At 56.3% G+C, this 18,197-nt stretch carries 14 protein-coding genes; 7 read left to right on the top strand and 7 right to left on the bottom strand.

Features of this window, described 5'->3' with window-relative positions; all coding sequences use genetic code 11:
• Nucleotides 1-71: 71 nt before the first annotated feature.
• From FHS21_RS05860 to thrC, 4 genes are read right to left on the bottom strand one after another with little or no spacing between them, the layout of a single operon-like run.
• Nucleotides 72-2,951 carry an EAL domain-containing protein gene (locus FHS21_RS05860; protein WP_183661495.1) on the bottom strand — a complete coding sequence of 960 codons (2,880 nt, stop codon included), beginning with the start codon at nucleotides 2,949-2,951 and terminating at the stop codon, nucleotides 72-74.
• A 40-nt stretch (nucleotides 2,952-2,991) separates the two neighbouring features.
• Nucleotides 2,992-3,573: a GNAT family N-acetyltransferase gene (locus FHS21_RS05865; protein ID WP_112527347.1), complete on the bottom strand. Its 582-nt coding sequence runs from the start codon at nucleotides 3,571-3,573 to the stop codon at nucleotides 2,992-2,994.
• A 15-nt stretch (nucleotides 3,574-3,588) separates the two neighbouring features.
• A complete protein-coding gene (locus FHS21_RS05870; RefSeq protein WP_112527349.1) occupies nucleotides 3,589-4,884 on the bottom strand; it encodes a M16 family metallopeptidase in 1,296 nt (431 codons plus the stop codon).
• Complete coding sequence (gene thrC / locus FHS21_RS05875; RefSeq protein WP_183661497.1) at nucleotides 4,885-6,291, bottom strand: threonine synthase; 1,407 nt, start codon at nucleotides 6,289-6,291, stop codon at nucleotides 4,885-4,887.
• Between the two features lie 145 nt (nucleotides 6,292-6,436).
• On the opposite strand from thrC, the gene FHS21_RS05880 reads away from it, so the two are divergent.
• Nucleotides 6,437-7,051 (top strand): hypothetical protein, encoded by a 615-nt coding sequence (locus FHS21_RS05880; protein ID WP_246410848.1) that lies wholly within the window; start codon nucleotides 6,437-6,439, stop codon nucleotides 7,049-7,051.
• A 43-nt stretch (nucleotides 7,052-7,094) separates the two neighbouring features.
• On the opposite strand, the gene FHS21_RS05885 is transcribed toward FHS21_RS05880, so the two are convergent.
• A complete protein-coding gene (locus FHS21_RS05885; RefSeq protein WP_112527353.1) occupies nucleotides 7,095-7,781 on the bottom strand; it encodes an HAD family hydrolase in 687 nt (228 codons plus the stop codon).
• 207 nt (nucleotides 7,782-7,988) lie between these two features.
• On the opposite strand from FHS21_RS05885, the gene FHS21_RS05890 reads away from it, so the two are divergent.
• Complete coding sequence (locus FHS21_RS05890) at nucleotides 7,989-9,122, top strand: site-specific DNA-methyltransferase (protein ID WP_112527355.1); 1,134 nt, start codon at nucleotides 7,989-7,991, stop codon at nucleotides 9,120-9,122.
• Between the two features lie 21 nt (nucleotides 9,123-9,143).
• Here FHS21_RS05890 and FHS21_RS05895 read toward each other — a convergent pair whose 3' ends face one another.
• Nucleotides 9,144-9,755, bottom strand: coding sequence for an HAD family hydrolase (locus FHS21_RS05895; protein WP_112527357.1), 612 nt, complete (start codon nucleotides 9,753-9,755; stop codon nucleotides 9,144-9,146).
• Nucleotide 9,756: 1 nt separating this feature from the next.
• Nucleotides 9,757-10,827: an A/G-specific adenine glycosylase gene (gene mutY, locus FHS21_RS05900; RefSeq protein ID WP_112527359.1), complete on the bottom strand. Its 1,071-nt coding sequence runs from the start codon at nucleotides 10,825-10,827 to the stop codon at nucleotides 9,757-9,759.
• An 86-nt stretch (nucleotides 10,828-10,913) separates the two neighbouring features.
• Between mutY and FHS21_RS05905 the strand changes: the two genes are divergently transcribed.
• From FHS21_RS05905 to smc, 5 genes are all read left to right on the top strand, one after another.
• Nucleotides 10,914-12,257 carry an O-antigen ligase family protein gene (locus FHS21_RS05905; RefSeq protein WP_112527362.1) on the top strand — a complete coding sequence of 448 codons (1,344 nt, stop codon included), beginning with the start codon at nucleotides 10,914-10,916 and terminating at the stop codon, nucleotides 12,255-12,257.
• A gap of 18 nt (nucleotides 12,258-12,275) precedes the next feature.
• The gene (locus FHS21_RS05910) at nucleotides 12,276-13,250 is read left to right on the top strand and encodes an NAD-dependent epimerase/dehydratase family protein (RefSeq protein WP_112527364.1); all 975 of its coding nucleotides are present in this window, start codon (nucleotides 12,276-12,278) and stop codon (nucleotides 13,248-13,250) included.
• 29 nt (nucleotides 13,251-13,279) lie between these two features.
• Nucleotides 13,280-13,780: a DUF721 domain-containing protein gene (locus FHS21_RS05915; RefSeq protein ID WP_112527366.1), complete on the top strand. Its 501-nt coding sequence runs from the start codon at nucleotides 13,280-13,282 to the stop codon at nucleotides 13,778-13,780.
• Between the two features lie 144 nt (nucleotides 13,781-13,924).
• Nucleotides 13,925-14,623, top strand: a complete 699-nt coding sequence (locus tag FHS21_RS05920; RefSeq protein WP_112527368.1) for a DsbA family protein — start codon at nucleotides 13,925-13,927, stop codon at nucleotides 14,621-14,623.
• Between the two features lie 84 nt (nucleotides 14,624-14,707).
• Nucleotides 14,708-18,163, top strand: coding sequence for a chromosome segregation protein SMC (smc, locus tag FHS21_RS05925; RefSeq protein WP_183661223.1), 3,456 nt, complete (start codon nucleotides 14,708-14,710; stop codon nucleotides 18,161-18,163).
• Nucleotides 18,164-18,197 lie beyond the last annotated feature (34 nt).

Consider the following 18,197-nt stretch of genomic DNA (forward strand, 5'->3'; position numbering starts at 1 on the left):
GTCCACTGCGCGCCGGTTCTCGGAAATCGCACCAGTTGACTCATCAGGCTGAATTCTCAAGAGGTCTTTTACTACGACGCTTTAGATTGCTGGAACTGCTCACGCAATAGCTTCGTCGCGACGTCCAGTGTAAGCGGCGGGCTGAACATGAAACTCTGCGCATACTCGCAGCCCATCTGGCGGAGCTGCAGCGCATCGCTCTCGTTCTCGATGCCTTCCGTCACAACCGACAATCCAAGATCATGCGCCATGCTGATCATGGAACGAAGCAGTGTCACCTTCTGCGGTTGATCCGCCTTCAGGAAGGACCGGTCGATCTTGATCATGTCGAACGGGAAGGAGGTCAGGTAGGACAGCGAAGAGTACCCCGTGCCGAAATCATCGAGCGATACACCGACGCCCATCGCTTTGATGCTGGAGAGCACATAGTTGGAGCGCTCCGGATTCTCCATCATCAGGGATTCCGTGAGTTCCAGTTTCAGGCTCGCCGGCTCGATCTGGGTTTGCAGGAGCACCGACCGTACGTCATCGATCAGGTCCTGCCGGATCAGCTGGCTGCTGGAAATATTGACGGAAACAAAGAGAGGCGAGGCGCCCAGATTGCGCTGCCAGTTGACGAGGTCTTCCGCCGCCTTCTGCATGGCGAAGAGGCCGAGCTGCACGATAAGGCCCGAACTTTCGGCAATCGGAATGAACTCCGACGGCGGAATGGAGCCACGGCGCGGGTGATCCCAGCGCATCAGGGCTTCGAACCCGGCAATGCTGTTGTCTTCAAGGCGCATGATTGGCTGATAGGCCATATGAATTTCGCGTCGCTCGAGCGCGCGACGCAGATCAGATTCCAGCTGAAGCCGGTCACTGCCCACAGCACGGAAGGCCGGCCGGAACGGCTCGATGCGATCGCCGCCGAACCGCTTGGCCTGGAACATGGCCAGCTCGGCATCCTTTACCAAGTCTTCCGGTGAGGCGGCGCTGCCGCTGGTCCAGGTAATCAGGCCAAGCGATGCAGTCAGCACGATCTCGCGTTTGGAAAAGGCAATCGGCGCCCGGATTGCCTGTTTCACCGCTTCGGCGAATGCGGCGATTTTGGCGGGCTCGCTCTCGGAAACAAGAATGAGGCCAAACTGATCGGCAGCCAGGCGGCTAAGCGTATCCTGCGGCCGCAACAGGCGGTGAAGACGACGTGAAATGGTCAGAAGAAATGTATCGCCCGCCGACATGCCAAGGCCGTCATTGACCTGCTTGAACCGGTCAATGTCGATGATGAACACGGTCGGGCGGATACGGCTCTCCGTCTGCGCCATGGTGATGACGGAGCCCAGGCGGTCCAGGAAGAGTTCGCGGTTCGGCAGGCCTGTCAGATTATCGTGCACAGCATCGTGCAGCAGGCGTTCTTCCGCCTTTTTCTGCTCGGTGACATCGATCAGTGTGCCGACACACCGGACAATTTCACCATCGGACCCGATGACGGGGCGAGCCTTCAGCGAGTACCAGTAATAGTGGCCGTCATTGGCGCGCAGGCGGAATGTTTGTGAAATGCGGCCACGCCTGTTTTCGAGAATAACGTCCAGGGTCGTGCGGAAGCGATCGCGGTCATCGGCGTGCAGAGTCGGCAACCAGTTGCGCACTGCGCCGTGCAAAGAACTTGCCGAGGCTCCAAGGAAATTGGTGAGGTCCGGCGTGGTAACGACGCGATCACGCGGCACGTCCCAATCCCAGACGATATCCCCGGAACCGATAATGGCGAGCGCTTGCCGCTCCACATCGGAGAACAGGCCTTGTTGCAGAGCGCCGCCGGAAAATGCGTGCTGCATGACGGTGAAGCCGATGAGGAGAACGATGAGAACGAGGCCGCCGGCAAGCGCCGGCTGAATGATATCATTGGCCAGAATTCCCGATACCGTGAGCCAGCTGCCCATCAACCAGACGAGCAGGAGGATCCACGTCGGTATCAACATGATCGCACGATCATAACTTCGGAAGGAGAAGAAGCCGATCAGCACGATGCCGGAGATGATGGTCAGGGCGAAGGAGAAGCGGGCAATACCGGCCGCGATCGGTGGGTCGAATATGGCAACGCCGGAGACGATGCCGAGGCCGAGAATCCATGTCAGCGCGCCATAGCTGAAATTGTCATGCCATCGGTTGAGATTGAGGTAGGTGAAGAGGAAGATCACCAGCGTCGCCGCAAGCGCCACCTCGGTGCCCGCTCGCCACATCTGTTCATTGCCTGGCGTGATCTCTATCAGCTTGTTCCAGAAGCCGAAATCAACGCAGATGTAGGCCAGTACCGCCCATGCGAGCGCGGCTGTTGCAGGAAAAAGCGACGTTCCCTTGACGACAAACAGAATGGTCAGGAACAACGCGAGCAAGCCAGCGATTCCGAGCAGAATACCACGATAGAGCGTATAGGAATTGACCGTGTCCTTGTACGCATTTGGCTCCCAAACGTAAACCTGAGGCAAGTTGGGTGATGCTAGTTCGGCAACAAGCGTGATCACGGCTCCGGGATTGAGCGTAATCAGGAAAATATCGGCATCCTCGCTGGCTTGCCGGTCCAGCGCGAATCCCTCGCTCGGCGTAATGGACGCGATGCGGGTCGAACCGAGATCGGGCCAAATGAAACCTGATCCGACAAGGCGGAAGTGCGGCGCTACGATCAGCCGGTCGATCTGCTCGTCGGTCGGGTTGGCAAGGGAAAAGGCTGCCCAGTCGCCGGTAGACCGCTTGTCGTTGGCCTGCACCTCGATACGGCGAACGATACCGTCGGTACCCGGTGCGGTGGAAATCTGGAAAGTCTCGCCTTGGTTCCGGTACACTTCAACGGCTTTTGACAGGTCGAGCGCCGTGCTTTCCTTGGTGATCTTGATTGTCTCGAACGCGTTCGCGGCCGACTGCATCGATATCAACAAAATGACGAGCGCAAAAACCCGCGATAAGCCTTTCAGCATTCGTCCCGTCAATAATTTCACTGATATAACCTTTATTTCCCTAGCGCCGTACATCGCCTTCAATCATCGAGAAGAGCAGATGATCTTGCCACATACCATTTATCTTTAAGTATGAGCGTAGCAGTCCTTCCCTCTGAAATCCGGCTTTTTCGAGAAGGCGGATCGATCTTTCATTGCTTGGAATACAGGCCGCTTCCAGCCGGTGCAACCTCACCTTGGTAAAAGCATAGGGAATAAGCAGTCCCAGAGCTTCGTGCATTAAACCCTGTCCGGCAAACGGCTCACCGATCCAGTAACCGATCATGCCATTCTGACCAACGCCGCGGCGGATATTGCCGAGCGTAATGCCTCCAAGCAGGCGCGAATCCTTGTTGCGGAAAAGAAAGAAGGGATGGGCTGTGCCTGCTGCCGCCTCTTCGTCATAGTGACGAATTCTGTGGCGAAAGGCTCCACGCTCCAGATCGTCGGCCGCCCAGAGAGGTTCCCACGGCGAGAGGAACTCGCGGCTCTGCGCGCGAAGTGTGGACCACGCACGGTAATCGGAAAGTTGCGGCGGACGCAAATAGAGCCGCTCGCCCTGCAGGGGCGGCGCGGCGCTTTTCAGGAAGGGCAGGGCGATCATGGCCTTGCCTTGCCGTCAGACCGCGATTTTTCGGGGACTTGCTGTTGCAGAAGTAAGCCCCTGACGGACATCGGCGAATTTCATCAGCGAACCAACCGGACCGACAGCGGCAATGGTTGGCGTCGTATCGAGAAAGAGGCGGCCTGCGAGGTCCGTCAGGCGCTCTGTCGTGATCTTCGACAACCGCTCGACCAGTTCTTCGGTCGAGACTGCGTGCCCGTAGAGCAGCATCTGCCGTGCAATCTGTCCGGCCCTGCTCGCGGCACTTTCGTGTGACATCAGCAGACTGGCACGATATTGCGCCCGTGCACGGTTCAACTCTTCCTGACTGATGTTACGAGCCGCTTCATGCAGTTCATTGATGATAACTGGAACGAGCTTCTTGAGGTGGTTGCGCCCGGTTGCGGCGTGAATTCCAAAAATGCCGGTATCGGAAAAACCCCAGTGGAATGCATAGACCGAATAACACAATCCGCGTTTCTCGCGCACTTCCTGGAAAAGACGGGAAGACATCCCACCGCCAAGGATCATGGCGAGCAATTGCGAAGCGTAGAAATCGCGAACGTGGTAGGCGCGTCCCTCGAAGCCGATGACCACCTGTGCGTCCATCAAGTCGCGTTGTTCGCGGAAATCGCCGCCAACATAATGCGACAGATCGGGCTCCGGTGCTGTTGATTTGGCACGAAAGGAACCGAGACGCTTCTCGACTTCGCGTACGAATTCATCGTGCTTCACACCGCCAGCGGCGACGACAACCATGCGCTCGGCGCTATATTGTTCGTCCATATAGCGGCGTAGGTCGGCGGAAGAAAAGGATTGTACGGTTTCCGGAGTTCCAAGAATTGTCCGGCCGATCGTCTGGTCTTGGAACGCTGCTTCCGTGAAGCGGTCAAAGACAACGTCGTCAGGCGTGTCGTGAGCTGCCCCGATTTCCTGCATGACAACATTTTTTTCGCGCTCGAGCTCGTCAGCGTCGAATTTCGAACCAGTCATGATATCGCTGAGGATGTCGATTGCCAGAGGCATGTCATCGCGCAAGACGCGCGCATAGTACGACGTTGTTTCAACACTGGTGGCCGCATTGATCTCGCCGCCTACGTCTTCAATGTCGGCTGCAATTTTCCAGGCGGAACGATTTTCAGTTCCCTTGAAAGCCATGTGTTCAAGAAGATGAGCGATACCGTGTTGATGGCTGCCCTCATTCCTCGACCCTGCCTTGACCCAGATGCCAAGCGCTACACTCTCCACATGCGGCATTGTCTCTGTCGCAATCGTCAAACCGTTGGAGAGGCGACTGATTTCAACGCCCATTCAATGCTCCTTACCCGCCGCTCTTGAATGTCGGCTCACATACTCTTCCACACTTTTAAGGTCGTTGGGAAGTACCGTGTACTGTTCTTTTCGTTGCATGAGGTCGCCCAGCCAGAGCGGAAGGTCAGGATGAATGCCGCTTGCCGCCTCGACGGCATCGGGAAATTTCGCCGGATGAGCAGTGGCAAGTACAACGCTTGGCGTTTCCCGCCCGGCCTTCTCCCGCGCGACCTTCAGTCCGATGGCCGAGTGCGGATCAAGAAGATAGCCAGACTGCTTCAGGACATTTGCAATTGCCTCGGCCGTTTCCGCCCGGCTAGAGCGCCCCGCCGCGAATTCAGCGCGGATTGCGGCAAGCACAGTGTCGGAAATCGTGAAGCTGCCTGACTGTTTCAACCCGTCCATCAATCGGCGCACTGCGCCGGCGTCCCTACCGTGCGCTTCAAAGAGCAGGCGCTCGAAATTGGAGGAAACCTGTATGTCCATGGAAGGCGATGTCGTGTGCAGTACGCCCCGGGTTTCATAAATTCCCGTTTCGATCGTGCGGGTCAAAATATCGTTATCGTTGGTCGCGATGACAAGTTGGTCAATCGGAAGGCCCATGCGCTTTGCAACGTAGCCCGCAAAGATATCGCCGAAATTGCCGGTCGGAACGGTGAAGGACACCGGGCGCTCGGGGCTTCCGAGCGAAACGGCAGCCGTGAAATAATAGACGATCTGTGGCATGATCCGCGCCCAGTTGATCGAATTGACCCCCGACAGAGAAAGGGAATCGCGGAAGGCCAAATCGTTGAACATCCCTTTGACCAGAGACTGACAATCATCGAAATTCCCTTCGACGGCCAGCGCGTGGACATTCGATGCCGCCGATGTCGTCATCTGCCGCTGCTGTACAGGCGAAACGCGGTTGTGCGGAAAGAGGATGAAGATATCCGTGCGATCCCGATTGGCAAATGCCTCAATGGCTGCACCGCCCGTATCGCCGGAAGTTGCACCGACGATGGTGGCGCGCTCGTTACGCTTGGTCAGGATATAATCCATCAGTCGCGCCAACAGCTGCATCGCCACATCCTTGAAGGCGAGGGTTGGACCATGGAAAAGCTCGAGAACAAACTCGTTATGCCGGGTCTGTACCAATGGGCAGACCGCGTCGTGGCGGAACGTACCATAGGCTTCATGCACCATTTTCTCGAAATCAGCCTGGTCTATGTCGCCGGTGATAAAAGGCGTCAGAACCTGAATGGCAGCTTCGGCATAGGTTTTGCCGCGCAGCGAGCGGATCTCGCTTGCGGAAAACTGTGGAAATTGCTTCGGAAGATAGAGCCCGCCGTCGCGGGCAAGACCGGACAAAAGCGCATCGGAAAAGCCCAAAACCGGCGCTTCTCCCCGGGTACTCACATATTTCATCTCGGTCGCCTCATGTGTTTTGCCCAATAGTGCTGTCACTGCCCTTGTCAAAAAAAGGCTGCAATGCCCCGTCGCATTATTTCCTTACCGTTGGTATAGAACACGCTCGTTCGTCAAGGTTCGTTCTTCAAGGAAAGTTCTGTTCATGAAGTCAGAAGCACAAAAATCTCTGCCCTTCTATCAACTTTGCGCCCCGGTTTGTGCAATGATCTTTGCTTTGGGTCTTGCAGGATGCTCTACCAGCGGCAGCAACAAAGACGACCCGAATAGTGAGAAAGCGCAGGCCACCGCGGAAGCGCAAAAACGCATAACAGCGTCAGAGTTGACAGCGTTCTGCCCCACCGTGACGATCCGCGAAGGGACCTCGGTCCTGACGAACTATGGAAAATCAGACAAGACGCCTGAGAACCTGATCTATCAAGCTTCGATCTCGAACCAAACACGGTCGTGCCAGTCAAGCGACGGTACCATGACCATGAATGTGGCCGTTTCCGGCAAGGTCGTACCCGGTCCGAAATTCACCCCCGGCACAATTACAGTGCCTATCCGCGTCGCCGTCATTCAGGGAACAAATGTGCTGTACTCGACGCTGCACAAACAGGCGATTTCCACTTCGGATGGCAGCGCTGCGACACAGTTCGTTTTCAACGATCCAAATGTGAGTTTCCCAAAGCCAACGGCACAGAACATTCAGGTGTTCATAGGTTTCGACGAAGGGCCTGCAAGCGCGGCTTCAAAATCAAAGCCGAAAACACAGTGAGAAGGCTGGCGCCATGCCAGCCCCCTCTAGATCCTGACCCCAGTCAGACTGCTTCGGACCACACCGTCATTGCTTCGATAACTGCCGGCAGATCGCGATGACGGCTGATAACCGTTTCCGCGCCCGCATCGGTCAGCTTGTCGGCATGCCCCGGATACGTGTGAGCGCCGCCCGTAAAACCAATTACCCGCATGCCCGCAGTCCGTGCAGCGTGAACGCCATGGCTCGAATCTTCGATAACGATACAGCGCGCCGGATCTACGTTGAACTGCTTCGCAGCGAACAAAAACACGTTTGGATCCGGCTTCGGCTTCTGTGTACCGACCTCTCGGGCTGAGAAGATGTGCGGGGCAAAGAGATCATAGAGCGTGCTTTGTTCGAGCATCATCTTCAATGACGAACTGATCGAATTCGATGCGACACACTTGGGGTATTTCAATGCTGCAATAACCTGTTCGGCGCCTTCGATGACATTGAGTTCGTTGCGCAGCTTATGGTCCATCTGCCGCGACGATTCTTCGATCAGCGAGGCCGAAATCGGAATGCCGGATTCCTTTTCCACCTGAAGCAGAATATCCGTCCAGGTCAGCCCGGCAAAACGTTCGGCGATGTCTTCCGGTTCAATGGGGTAGCCGGATTGTGTCAGCAACTGGGATTCGACTTCGGCGGCAAGAATTTCTGAATCGACGAGCACGCCATCGCAGTCGAAAATAATAAGCTGAGGTTCCATTAGTCATACCTGTTCGTAAAATAGCGCCGCAACAGCAGCGGCTCCGGTCTTTTTGGGGGATGTCGGGCATCGACTACACGTTTATGGCCATCGGGTCAAAGACCAGAGTCACATTTTCATTCCTCCGATCTCTTGCGCTTAACGCGATATTTACCGTGTGCGGTAACCATACTGTTGTGTAAAGCGTCTCCAGTAATCGAGTATCAAATGTCCGTAGTACGTCTCGTGAATGATCTGCCCCAGGCAGCGCCGCAAACCTCCTGGATCGACACCATTCTCAAAGGCGACTGCGTCGCCGCTCTCAACCGTTTGCCCGATCATTCGATCGATATCATCTTCGCCGACCCACCCTATAACCTTCAGCTTGAGGGGGATCTGCATCGCCCGGATCAATCAAAGGTGGACGCGGTCAACGATCACTGGGACCAATTCGAAAGCTTCCAAGCGTATGACGCGTTTACGCGCGCCTGGCTTCTCGCATGCCGCCGCGTGCTGAAGCCGAACGGCACGATCTGGGTCATCGGCTCCTATCACAATATTTTCCGTGTCGGCGCGACAATGCAGGACCTCGGATTCTGGATGCTCAACGACATCATCTGGCGCAAGAACAATCCGATGCCGAATTTTCGCGGCCGCCGGTTCCAGAACGCCCACGAAACCATGATATGGGCGTCACGCGATCAGAAATCAAAGGGCTACACGTTCAATTACGAAGCCATGAAGGCAGCCAACGACGATCTTCAGATGCGCTCGGATTGGCTTTTCCCGATTTGCACCGGCTCGGAGCGTCTTAAAGATGAGAATGGCGACAAGATACACCCAACCCAAAAACCGGAGGCCTTGCTGGCCCGGATTCTCATGGCTTCATCGAAACCAGGGGATGTCATTCTCGATCCGTTCTTTGGATCGGGAACAACCGGTGCCGTCGCCAAACGGCTCGGACGGCATTTTGTCGGCATCGAACGGGAACAGAAATATATCGATGCTGCGACGGCTCGCATCGCTGCGGTGGACCCACTAGCCGGCGCCGACCTCACCGTTATGACCAGCAAGCGCGCCGAACCGCGTGTCGCATTCGGCAGCATCATTGAGTCCGGCATGTTGAAGCCGGGTGCGGTCCTGAGCGATATCCGCAAGCGCCACGCTGCTATCGTACGTGCCGATGGTACTGTGACGACAGGCGGTGACGCAGGATCAATCCACCGCATGGGCGCGAAAGCGCAGGGGCTCGATGCCTGCAACGGCTGGACCTTCTGGCACTTCGAAGACGAAGGCGTGCTCAAACCAATCGACGAACTGCGCAAGCAAGTGCGGTCGGGCATGGTTGCCGCTGGCGGGTAAGTCGGCGTTTCTGGCTGAAACTCAGACGTCGATGCCGAGATTCTTCAGATCGGCCTTGAGTGTTTCAGGATCGATGAATTGCACCGATTGCCAACCTGCGGCCTTGGCACCGGCAACATTCTTGGCGCTGTCATCGATGAAAAGCGTCGCAGATGCTTCAAGGTCAAAGGTAGTGACGTGGTGATCGTAGATTGCCTTGTCGGGCTTGATCAGGCCGACATCGCCAGAAATCGTAACGCCGCGGCTTTCGGTCAGGAACGGGTATCGCTCCCAGGCCTCGCGCAAAGTGTCCGAGGCGAAATTGGTAAGCATCGTCACATCGTGACCATCGGCGATCAGCTTGCGCATGATCTCGACGCTGCCATCGATCGAATGCGGAACCATCATGTGCCAGTTCTGCCGGAACGCGCGGATATGGTGCTCGCGGTCGGGAAAATTGGCGACTAGGAGAGCCTCAGCCTCCGGCCATTTCCGCCCCCGATCCTGCTCGATATTCCACTCGTGTGTGCAGACGTTGTCGAAGAACCATTTGCGCTCATTTGCATCGGGAATGACATCCAGGAAGGCGGCATCTGGATCATAGTGAATAAGAACCATGCCAATGTCGAAAACGATATGCTTGACCTGAGTCATTCTAATTTTTTCTCCTTGCGAACGCATCTGGAATGGCGGCAGCAATGGCCTTTTTCATAACCGTAGGCAAGGCTTCGCCTCCCAATTTATCAACCTTGACCCACCACCCGCCAGCCGCAATGTCTTTTTCTACGTCATGGGCTTTGTAGATTTTAAGACGCAATTCGAAATGCGTAAAAACATGGGTGATGTTGCCGGTGGCGATCCAGTTTGCGGGAAAGGGGGCTGCATCCAATTCTGTTCCCCCATCCAGACGTGCCGTCCATGATGTCGTCGGAACTTCCGCCATTCCGCCAAGCAGTCCCGTCTCTGCACGGCCACGCAAATATACCTCACCATTCGAAACAGCGATGAAGGCAGCCCCAACGCGAACAGGCTTCTCTTTCTTGGGCGCTTTCACGGGAAAGAATTCCGGATCGGTGGTTTTCAACGCCTGGCAATTGTCGTTGAGCGGGCAAATGACGCACGCAGGTCGCCTGGGCGTGCAAATCGTCGCTCCGAGATCCATCATTGCCTGCGCGAAATCCCCCGATCTCTCATCAGGTGTAAGCGCCTGCATATACGTGCGAATCTCCGGCTTGGCGAACGGCAGAGGCGTAGCGAGAGCATACAGCCGCGTGATGACGCGCTCCACATTGCCGTCGACAACGGCCATGGGCAGATCGAATGCAATCGAGGCGATCGCGGCCGCTGTATAATCGCCGATACCGGGCAGCGACTTCAAAATGGCGAGATCGGACGGGAAATGCCCGCTATATTCTGCACAGATGATATCGGCACATTTCTTCAGGTTTCGCGCGCGCGAATAATAGCCAAGGCCAGCCCACGCGCGCAAAACGTCATCCTGGCTCGCGGCGGCCAAATCCACGACTGTCGGCCATTTTTCTATGAAAACGCGGAAGTAGGATTTGACGGCTTCGACCGTCGTTTGTTGCAGCATGATTTCGGAAAGCCAGATCCGATAGGGATCGGCAGTGATGCCGGCGAGACGCTCGCGCGGCGAAATGCGCCATGGTAGAGTTCGATGATGGGAATCATACCATAGTAGCAGGCGGGTGGTTATAGGTTGCATCAATTCCAAACTGCGCTACACGAAGCCTTGACGGTTCTTACAAAAACGGTTGCAAGCATGAATTTCATAGTCATTCGGAACCTTAAATGCTTCCAGATCAATTAGCCAAAGCGGTAATGCTCCCCACAAGGGGCCATTTTATCGGAATCGATCGCAACAATCGTCTCTTTACGTTTGTGTTTGCGCTGTTTCCTGGCTTGCTGGCAAGCGGAACTTCCGTGACCTTGGTCTGTGCCTTTTTATGGGCAATCGTTTCACTCGCAGCAAAACGCTTCCGGTTCGAGATGAGCAGAACCGACAAGATCGTCGCCTGGTGTCTGACCTTCTACGTTCTCGTGACCATACTTTCAGTGGTTGTGCATCCCGATGCGTCGAAGGGGGTTACTTTCATCTTCAAGATGGTTCCCTTCCTTGCGATATGGGCTGTTCTGCCGCGACTTCGAGCCAGCCTTCCGGGTCGTCTTGTCCCCTTTTTGATCACCGGTGCCGGGATCGGCATGATCGGCTCGCTCATATTCAGCATCGTCCAGATCGCCTTTCTGTCTCCTCGCGCTGAAGGGGGCGCTGGCAACGCCGCGGTGTTCGGATTGTTTACAGTGTTGTTTGGCAGCATTTCACTGCTCAATGCACATTCAGACAGCAAGACCGAGCGATTTATTGCAATCGCTGGTTTTGCATGTGGTCTTGTGTGTGCATTTCTCTCCGGCACGCGTTCGGCCTGGCTGGTCATGCCGATAAACTTTGCCATCTTGTATTGGTACTTGCGAGGACAAACCCTGCCGACGATCACCAACGTCGTGAAGGTCGTTGGAGCTGTCATAATCGTTGCGATTATCGCCATTGCGGCAATGAAAGTGACGGAGCGCTATCACGCGCTCGAAAGCGATATCGTGCAGCTGGATCGTCAGCCAGACAGTATCAATTCGCTCAATGCGCGACTGATGCTGTGGTCGGCCGCCAAGCGGGCTTTTCTGGCATCGCCATTGATCGGCTATGGTCCGCAAAATCGCATGTCCCGGGTCAACGAGATCCTGAATTTGCCTCCTGACAAGAAAATGTCTTTCACCCACGTTCATAATGGCTTTTTGAACGCCGCTGTTGATGGAGGTATATTGGGTGTGCTGGCGGTGCTAGGGCTTCTTGCTGCTCCGGTAATCGCCGCGCATAAGAAGGAGCCCGGGCCGGGCCGGGATCTTGCAATCGCTATTTCCCTATTGCTGGTCAGCAGTTATGTGGTTACGGGCATGCTGGGTATCATGTTCGGTCATGATGCGACGGACGCGGTTTTCATTTATCTGACGCTGATGACCTGTTGGATATCTGGATCCTCGTCCTATCTGTCGATACCGCAGTTGGCCGCCCAATCCGAAGCTGACAAGCTTGCTTTGAGTGATTTGGACCAAAAGCTCGCCATTGCGAAGAGTGCCTAGAATGATGTTGGGAAATTTATGAAGGCCATCGTTACCGGAGCAGCTGGTTTTATCGGATTTCACGTTGCGCGACGGCTCGCCAGCGAAGGCTTTGATGTTATCGCGATTGACAATCTCAACGACTATTATCCCGTAGCGCTCAAGGAAGCCCGGCTCTCCGCGTTGGATGGTCTTTCCAATGTCCGTTTTGCTCGTGGTAACATAGCCGATCCCCAAGGGCTTTCCATTGCGATTGGCGATGATGTGGACGCCGACATCATCGTTCACCTCGCAGCACAGGCGGGCGTACGCTACTCGGTCGAAAACCCGGCAGCCTATGTCGATGCCAACGTACATGGTCAGGTGACGATATTCGAGCAGGCGCTGAAAATGCCGAAGCGGCCTCCTGTGGTTTACGCGAGTTCCTCATCGGTCTACGGCGCCAATACCAAAGTACCGTTCTCCGAAAACGATCCCGTCGATCATCCTGTTTCGGTCTACGCCGCGACCAAGCGCTCGGCTGAGCTTCTTGCCCACTCTTATAGGCACGTGCACAAGATTGCTTCGACAGGCCTGCGCTTTTTCACAGTCTATGGCCCCTATGGTCGCCCTGACATGGCCCCTTGGCTTTTTACGGATGCGATTTTACAGGGCAAGCCGATAAAGGTTTACAATCACGGCCACATGCAGCGCGATTTCACGTTCATTGATGACATTGTCAGCGGTGTTTATGGGGCCGTAAATCGCATTCTCGCCCATCCCGAAGGAACGGCACCAGTCTACAATCTCGGCAACAATAAGCCGGTCGCCTTGATGCGTTTTATCGAGATCATCGAAAATGCCTGTGGTCGAGAGGCGATAAAACAATTTGAGCCGATGCCCCCCGCCGATGTTAAATGTACATATGCGGACATCGACCTTGCATCACGAGACCTTGGCTTTTCGCCCGCTACCACGCTGGAACAAGGTATTCCTTTGTTCGTTGAATGGTTTCGCGGCTATAATGGCCGCTGAAACTCCTCTGAAACAGGTGCGATAGGCCAATGAGCGATGATCGCAGTAAAAAGGGCTTTCGCCCGCTTGCCGACCCAGCTGCAGGAATTCTCGATCCGGTGTTGCGCAAGCGCGCGGGGATAACGATCGAACTTGTTCAGGCTTGGGAAGAGGTCGTCGGGCCAGCCCTGGGCGCGCAATCAAGACCGCTCAAACTTCTTTGGCCGCGCCGGGCACATGAGAATGACCCGTTCCAGCCGGCAACGCTGGTCGTCGCTTGTCAAGGTTTTACGGCCATGCGAATTCAACACGAAACGGGCGAAATCATCAGCCGTGTCAATGCATTTCTGGGCTTTGCAGCTGTCGGCAGGATCAAGATCGAACAGAAGCCTGTGGAACAGCCGGTTACAAAACGCCGGGCCCTGCCGCCTGTAGACGCGGCAACAGCCGACAAGATCAGCCGCTCCGTCGAACCGATCGAGGATGATGGTCTACGCGAGGCGCTGCAACGGCTAGGGCAGAGTATTCATGCCGACAAGATGAAAAGATAATTTTTAAATAGTATGAATTCATTGATGTCGCATCACGAAAAATTCAAAGACAGAACGCATACTGTGCCTTAAAGAAACTGGCATGAACCACTAACGAGTCAAAGACTTGTAATTGCATAACCAACACCGGAGACAGGTGATCTTATGACTGAATTGCTGACACGCAGAAAAATTCTGACGCTCGCCGCTGTTTCCACGGCCGCCATCGCTATGGCCGCTGGCACGGAGGCTTGGGCACAAGACGCTACTCCTGTCCCAAATGCATCCGATGTAAAGGTTCCGCCTGCAGCAGGGACAGTCGATGAGGCGAAGCTGCTTGCGCCCGGCACTTTGAAAGATATCGTGATGGGCAAGGCCGAAGCGCCCGTAACGATCGTCGAATATGCATCGATGACGTGCCCGCACTGCGCGCATTTCGCAACAACGACCCTGCCCACGATCAAGGAAAAATACATCGATACGGGCAAGGCCAAGCTTATTCTGCGCGAATTCCCATTTGATCCGCGCGCCGCGGCTGCCTTTATGCTGGCACGTTGTGCTCCTGAAGAGCGCTACTACCCGCTGGTTGAAGTTCTGTTCAAACAGCAGGAACAGTGGGCAGGAGCGGCAAATGCAGAAGAACCTTTGCTGCAAATCTCCAAATTGGCCGGTTTTACACAGGAGTCCTTCAAGGCTTGCTTGACGAACCAAAAACTTCTGGATGATGTGAATGCTGTGCGTGAGCGCGGAGCCAATGAATTTGGAGTGAATGCTACTCCAACATTCTTCATCAATGGCGCCAGATACTCGGGAGCCCTTTCGGTTGACGAAATGTCAGCGATTATTGACGGACTGCTTAAGTAACCGCCACCAGGTTTTCGGCGGGCACTTTGCCGTGTCCGCCATTCAATCTTTTGCACGTGCGGTGTTTGTCGGAAAGGGCATCTGATGCGCTTTACCAAGCTCCGCCTCCTCGGCTTCAAATCATTCGTAGAACCCGCAGAATTCGTCATTGAAAGCGGCTTGACGGGCGTCGTCGGCCCCAATGGCTGCGGCAAGTCCAATCTTGTTGAAGCGCTGCGCTGGGTGATGGGCGAAAGTTCGTACAAGAACATGCGCGCCTCCGGCATGGACGATGTAATCTTTTCCGGATCGGGGACACGGCCATCACGCAATACGGCGGAAGTGACGCTCTTCCTCGACAATCAGGACCGCAGTGCGCCGTCCGCATTCAACAATGCCGACGAGCTTCAGGTTTCGAGGCGCATCGAGCGCGAGGCCGGCTCGGTTTATCGCATCAACGGCAAGGATGCGCGCGCCAAGGATGTACAATTGCTTTTTGCCGATCAATCGACAGGCGCACGTTCGCCTTCGATGGTCGGGCAGGGCCGTATCGGTGAGCTTATCCAGGCGAAACCCCAGGCACGCCGGGCCTTGCTGGAAGAGGCCGCAGGGATCTCCGGCCTGCATACCCGTCGCCATGAGGCTGAACTGCGTCTACGGGCAGCGGAACAGAACCTTGAGCGGCTCGAGGATGTCGTCGGTGAGCTTGAAACGCAGATCGAAAGCCTCAAGCGGCAATCGCGTCAGGCAAATCGCTTTAAAAGCCTGTCCGCCGATATACGCCGGTCGGAAGCCATTCTTCTTCATCTGAAATGGTCCGTTGCCAAGGCGCAGGAAGGCGAGGCGCAATCGGCGCTCTCGGTGGCGACAGTTGGCGTTGGCGATCAGGCACAAAAGCAGATGAACGCCGCCAAGGAACAGGCGATCGGTGCACATAAATTGCCCGATTTGCGCGAAGCGGAAGCCCAGGCGGCGGCGATATTGCAGCGTCTGACCATCGCTAGGTCGCAGCTCAATGAGGAAGCCGAGCGCATGCGGGCGCGCCAGAACGAATTGGAAAAGCGCCTCGTTCAATTCACTGCCGATATTGCTCGCGAAGAGCAGATGGTGCGCGATAACGCCGATGTGCTGGCACGTCTCGACACGGAGGAGCAGTCGCTCAACGAAGAAAATGCGAATGCTGGTGAACGCGAGATCGAAACGCGTGCAGAATTCGAGCGCGCCGACGCCAAGCTGAAAGAAAGCGAAACAGCACTGGCAAAGGTTACTGCCGAGCGCGCCGAAGCGTCGGCCGAACGTGCGCAGGTCGAGCGGAACTTGCGCGAGAGTGCCGAGCGGCGCGAGCGCCTCATGCGTCAGATGAGCGATGTGGAGCGCGACTTGTCTGCAGTCGCAGCCCAAATCGGCGCGTTGGCCGATCCTGTTGAAAAACAGGGCCTGGTGGAAACCGCTGAAGCCGCACTCGAGCAGGCCGAAGAATCTGCGCTTACCGCCGAAGCGGCAGTGGAAACCGCGCGCCGGCGGGAGGCGGAACTTCGCCAACCGCTGCAGGAAGCGCGCAGCAATCTGGGCCGTATAGAGACGGAAGCGAATACGCTCGCCAAGATGATTAACCTTGGCGGGTCAGACCTTTTTCCCGCGGTCGTGGAGGCGCTGAAAGTCGAGAAGGGTTATGAAATAGCCCTTGGCGCTGCCTTGGGTGAGGATCTTGACGCACCCACGGACAAAAGCGCTCCGGTCTTCTGGGGTGAGGTAGACGGTTCGGGGGACCCGGCATTGCCGACAGGTCTTCAATCCTTGGCGGAATTTGTCCGGGCTCCGCGCCAACTGGCGCGCTGTCTTGCCCAGATCGGCATTGTCTCCGAGGCAGACGGGGCGCGGCTACAATCCGCGCTGAAGCCGGGTCAGCGGCTGGTCAGCCGTGACGGCGCGTTGTGGCGCTGGGATGGCTATACGGCGAGCGCCGATGCACCAACGCCGACTGCACAACGCCTTGCCCAGAAGAACCGTTTGGCGGAACTCGATCTTGAAGTGGTCGAGGCAACAAAAATCCTGCGTGCTGCGGAAGCCGGAATAGTTGCGGCCGAAGCAGTCGTTCGGCAATCCGTCGAAGTGGAGCGAACTGCACGCGATCAATGGCGTGGCATGCAACGCTCGGTCACCGATGCGCGCGAAGCCTTGGCCGCTGCCGAACGCGCCGCGGGGCAATTGTCCAGCCGTCGCGCCGCGCTTGAAGAGGGCAGGGCTCGCCTTGCCGAAAACCTGGAGGAAACCCAGGAGCAATTCCTGGAGGCGGAAACCCGCCTGTCGAGTGCTGCCGACCTAGATGAAGTCAACATCCGGCTCGCCAATTTGACTAGCGAAGTGACGCTTGATCGAGCCGCACTGGCGGAGGCCCGCGCGATTCATGATGGTCTGCGCCGTGAAGCCGAAAATCGTATGCGTCGCCTCGAAGCGATTGGTCACGAACGCAAGAGCTGGGTCAACCGCGCCGATAATGCCGACCGCCAGATCACGTCGCTTTCCGAACGCCGTCTGGAAACGGAACGCGAGGCGGAGAATCTTGCTGACGCGCCCGACGAGCTTGCCGAGCGCAATCGGATATTGCTTTCGCAATTGTCCGAAGCAGAGGCATTGCGTAGGGATGCCGCCGATAAGCTTGCCATCGCGGAAAACAGACAACGGGAACTGGACCAGCTTGCAACCGACGCCATTCAAGCTCTGGCCACAGCGCGCGAGGGCAGGGCACGCGCCGAGGAACGGCTCGCTGCCGCCCAAGAACGCCGCAAGGATGCCGAAACCCGCATCGTCGAGGCGCTGAATTGCGCACCGCATGAGGTGATGAAGCTGACCGGACTCGGCCCCGATGATCCACTGCCGGATGTAGATGCAACGGAGCGCAATCTGGAGCGTCTCAAGATCGAGCGCGAACGTCTCGGCGCGGTCAACCTGCGGGCGGAGGAAGAACAAGACGAACTTTCCGCGCGACTTGAGACGATCGTCAGCGAGCGCGAGGATATCATCGAGGCCGTGAAGAAACTGCGCCAGGCTATCCAGAGTTTGAACCGGGAGGGACGCGAACGGCTTTTGGCCGCATTCGAAGTGGTCAACGTCCAGTTTCAACGCTTGTTCACGCACCTCTTTGGTGGCGGCACGGCAGAGCTGCAATTGATCGAGTCCGACGATCCGCTGGAAGCGGGCCTTGAAATCCTTGCCCGTCCGCCCGGCAAGAAGCCGCAGACGATGACGCTCCTGTCGGGCGGTGAACAGGCGTTGACTGCAATGGCTTTGATATTCGCGGTGTTCCTCACAAATCCCGCACCAATCTGCGTCCTCGACGAAGTGGATGCGCCGCTCGATGATCATAATGTCGAGCGTTTCTGCAATCTGATGGACGAAATGGCTGCTTCCACCGATACACGGTTTGTAGTCATCACCCACAATCCCATCACCATGGCACGGATGAATCGTCTATTCGGCGTCACCATGGCCGAACAGGGCGTGAGCCAGCTGGTCTCCGTCGATCTCCAGACGGCAGAGCAGCTGCGCGAGGCGAGCTGATCGATCGTAAATGACAAAGGATTTCAAAGCTTAA

The sequence above is a fragment of the Phyllobacterium trifolii genome, assembly GCF_014192095.1.
GTDB lineage: Bacteria > Pseudomonadota > Alphaproteobacteria > Rhizobiales > Rhizobiaceae > Phyllobacterium > Phyllobacterium trifolii.

Excerpts from the sequence above, each read along its gene's own strand:
- FHS21_RS05860 (WP_183661495.1), bottom strand. The coding sequence starts at position 2,951 with ATGCTGAAAGGCTTATCGCGGGTTTTTGCGCTCGTCATTTTGTTGATA.
- FHS21_RS05865 (WP_112527347.1), bottom strand. The coding sequence starts at position 3,573 with ATGATCGCCCTGCCCTTCCTGAAAAGCGCCGCGCCGCCCCTGCAGGGC.
- FHS21_RS05870 (WP_112527349.1), bottom strand. The coding sequence starts at position 4,884 with ATGGGCGTTGAAATCAGTCGCCTCTCCAACGGTTTGACGATTGCGACA.
- thrC (WP_183661497.1), bottom strand. The coding sequence starts at position 6,291 with ATGAAATATGTGAGTACCCGGGGAGAAGCGCCGGTTTTGGGCTTTTCC.
- FHS21_RS05880 (WP_246410848.1), top strand. The coding sequence starts at position 6,437 with ATGAAGTCAGAAGCACAAAAATCTCTGCCCTTCTATCAACTTTGCGCC.
- FHS21_RS05885 (WP_112527353.1), bottom strand. The coding sequence starts at position 7,781 with ATGGAACCTCAGCTTATTATTTTCGACTGCGATGGCGTGCTCGTCGAT.
- FHS21_RS05890 (WP_112527355.1), top strand. The coding sequence starts at position 7,989 with ATGTCCGTAGTACGTCTCGTGAATGATCTGCCCCAGGCAGCGCCGCAA.
- FHS21_RS05895 (WP_112527357.1), bottom strand. The coding sequence starts at position 9,755 with ATGACTCAGGTCAAGCATATCGTTTTCGACATTGGCATGGTTCTTATT.
- mutY (WP_112527359.1), bottom strand. The coding sequence starts at position 10,827 with ATGCAACCTATAACCACCCGCCTGCTACTATGGTATGATTCCCATCAT.
- FHS21_RS05905 (WP_112527362.1), top strand. The coding sequence starts at position 10,914 with ATGCTTCCAGATCAATTAGCCAAAGCGGTAATGCTCCCCACAAGGGGC.
- FHS21_RS05910 (WP_112527364.1), top strand. The coding sequence starts at position 12,276 with ATGAAGGCCATCGTTACCGGAGCAGCTGGTTTTATCGGATTTCACGTT.
- FHS21_RS05915 (WP_112527366.1), top strand. The coding sequence starts at position 13,280 with ATGAGCGATGATCGCAGTAAAAAGGGCTTTCGCCCGCTTGCCGACCCA.
- FHS21_RS05920 (WP_112527368.1), top strand. The coding sequence starts at position 13,925 with ATGACTGAATTGCTGACACGCAGAAAAATTCTGACGCTCGCCGCTGTT.
- smc (WP_183661223.1), top strand. The coding sequence starts at position 14,708 with ATGCGCTTTACCAAGCTCCGCCTCCTCGGCTTCAAATCATTCGTAGAA.